Annotated in this window: 3 protein-coding genes; all 3 read right to left on the reverse strand. The window is 47.5% G+C overall.

Translation table 11 applies throughout. The features are described from left to right. The coding region (locus Q8P86_01785; GenBank protein MDP3996407.1) for a hypothetical protein at window positions 1–294 on the reverse strand (294 nt) is incomplete at its 3' end. A 269-nt stretch (window positions 295–563) separates the two neighbouring features. Further along, on the reverse strand, window positions 564–1010 hold the full coding sequence (locus Q8P86_01790; GenBank protein MDP3996408.1) for a hypothetical protein: 447 nt from the start codon (window positions 1008–1010) through the stop codon (window positions 564–566). A gap of 351 nt (window positions 1011–1361) precedes the next feature. After that, window positions 1362–2817, reverse strand: a 1456-nt coding sequence (locus Q8P86_01795) for a DNA polymerase (GenBank protein ID MDP3996409.1), incomplete at its 5' end; no start/stop codon positions are given.

A 2817-nucleotide genomic window follows, 5' to 3' on the forward strand; every position in this document is an offset into this window, starting at 1 on the left:
CACCGGCCCTTCAAGCAAAATGAAAATATTTTCCGAGACCGCGATTTCTTTCAATTTCTCCATTACAAAAACTTTCGCCTCCTGATTTTCAAAAATCCTGTTTCCATACACAATGAACTTTCTTTCAAAAAGCCCTTGCCCTCCTATAAACTCTTCAAACTTCGCCTCCGAAAAATTGTCGCTATCCATGCTGAAAACTTCCGCGTCCGGTTTTTTCTTCCGTAACGCCTCCACGAGTCCCCGCGCCTTCGCGCGCGCTTTGTCGGTATCGGTTCCGTAGAAAAAATACAACATATGACTAATAACCTATCACTGAATGACTGAATAACAAAGAGGACTTCTGCCATCCCCCGCCTGCCTATGCGTCCGCCCGCAGTCTGGGGAAAGCGGGAATTCAGAATAAAAGGGTGTCAGGGGAAAAGGTGGGAAAAGAAAGGTTCCTGACACCTTTTCCCCACGAATTAGAAAATAGATTCTGCCGCAGCAAGCCAAAAAAAGAAAAAGTAAAAAGGCGGTTTCGCGCGTCACGCGAAACCGCCTGTGTTCAAGATGAGTCCGTACCTTCATCCAACAAGTGGCTTTATTTTTGCCCCGCAGGAGCAGTAATTGATGTTTTCCCCGTGAGGAAACGAGGTGAACATCACTCTGCTACATTTTGGGCAACAGCCACGCCGGTAGAGAGGCGCCATCTTTGCACGGCAACTGTCCCGGCCGTGCAACTTGGGCCACGGCGCCTCTACGAGCTCGCCGTCCTCCACCAACACGTCGCTGTAAGGACCATCTCCCTCTCTCACTATTCTACCCCCCTTAAACACCGCAGATGGGCCCGTTACGATACCAAGAGAGTAGATTTTGCTTTCCTCTCCTGTGTCAACATCCACGACTGCCGCCGAGGTGGCGAGCGAAGTTTCCGCATTTAATAGTAACGCCTGAAGTCCGGTCTCCGCCTCGACTTCGTAGGCTTTCGAGGGCGTATCATCGTCGCCCTCATAATACAATATGAATTTCATTTTTTAGCCCCTCCTTTTTGGGGCCTTTGAACCGCTTTTTGGTTTATGCCGCGCGGTTCGGGCGGCGTTTTGATTTTTGGCAGAGAAACTAATTGCATTTCTCCGCTAACGACGGCTCGCGAATGGCGCGTCCGTCCTCGCCCCTTGGAGGCAGTTTTTCAAAGTTTCTATTTAAAGCATAGCATATTTGCATGTAAAAGTCAAATGAAAAAATGGCTCTGTGAAGCCCCTGTAAACGGCTCACACTGGCAGTATGAGCCGTTTAGTCCGCATCTGTCCGCGTTATGTCAGCATGCTGTCCGCATTCCATAGTCCGCGTGATGTCTGCGTTATGTCTGCGAGCTGTCTGCATTATGTCTGCGAACTGTCTGCGATGCGTTGCATAGCGCCCCAATTTTTACCGACATAGCTTTCCGCCATCATAGGCACTTCTTTTGACTCCTTCGGCGAAAGGACACCTTCCATCACTTCACGGATTTTGGGCGCGACTTTTTCAACCAAATCCTCTTTTACTTCATACACAAGCTCGTCATGAACCTGCATGGTGAGATAGACCTTGTCCTCAAGATTTTCTTTTTGCAAAAACTCGTCCACCCGAAGCATCGCCAGTTTTATAACATCAGCCGCCGTGCCTTGAAGCGGAGCGTTTATGGCTTGTCGTTCGGAAGCCGCGCGGATAAACGGCAGTACTGATTTCAGTCCTTCAAAATATCTGCGTCTGCCGAAAAGGGTCTCGGTGTAGCCCTCTTTGTACGCGAAGGCCTTTACTTCGTCCAGATATCGCGCGAGAGTGGAAAATTTCTCAAAATAGTCGTTGTGAAATTTTGTCGCCTCTTCACGCGAAGCGCCGAGGTTTGTTTTAAGAGCGTTTATACCCATACCGTAGATGATTCCGAAATTTATGACTTTCGCTTTTCGGCGCATTTCGTAATCAACTTTTTCACGTTCCACTCCGAAAACCTCCGATGCCACGGCGGTATGCACGTCTTCGCCATTTCTGAAAATTTCCAAAAGCTTCGGGTCGCTGGAAAGTATGGCCGCCACCCGAAGCTCTATTTGCGAGTAGTCAATTGAAAGAATTTTAAAACCGTCTTCGGCAATAAAAGCGTTTCTGATTCGCTTGCCGGCTTCCGTTTTTATCGGAATGTTTTGAAGACCCGGATTTTGAGATGCCATTCTGCCCGTGGCCGCCCCGGCCTGCAAAAACTCGGCGTGCAATCTGCCTCCCGCATCCGCCATTTGAGGCATATTATCTATGTAGGTGGAGAGCAGTTTGGCAAATTCTCTGTATTCTAAAATCAGCTCTATTATGGGGTGCGCGTCTTTGAGTTTCAAAAGCTCCGATTCTTTCGTGGAACGCGCGCCACCCTCGGTTTTCTTTAGTCCTTTGGCAGTAAGTCCCATTCTGTCAAAAAGAACCACCGCGAGCTGTTTGGGCGAAGCGACATTAAACTTCTCCATATCCGACTCTTTGGTATGGGGCGCCGCTTCTTTCCAAATATTTTCCTCAAGTTTTGTGAGCTCTTTGTGATATTCCTTTGAAAGTTTGTTTAAATACTCCGTGTCAATTTTCACTCCCCGTTTGTTCATTTTTCGAACTACAGCGATGAGAGGTCTCTCTATTTCTTCAAAAACCTTTTTCAGGTTTCTTTTTTCAAGCTCGCTAAAAACTGCTTGACGGGCTTTTACAAAATCTTTTGTCTTGGCAAAACTGAAAATATCTTCCAGTTTTGGCGACGTAATGGAAGAGTTTATAAGCCAGAGAGCGATTTGGGTCTCTTTCAGTTCATCTTTGTCTATATCTTCT

Source organism: bacterium (genome assembly GCA_030699905.1).
Lineage (GTDB): Bacteria > Patescibacteriota > Minisyncoccia > Phycocordibacterales.

Bases quoted from the DNA above. Each gene is read 5' to 3' on its own strand.
- Q8P86_01790 (MDP3996408.1), bottom strand. From the start codon at position 1,010: ATGAAATTCATATTGTATTATGAGGGCGACGATGATACGCCCTCGAAA.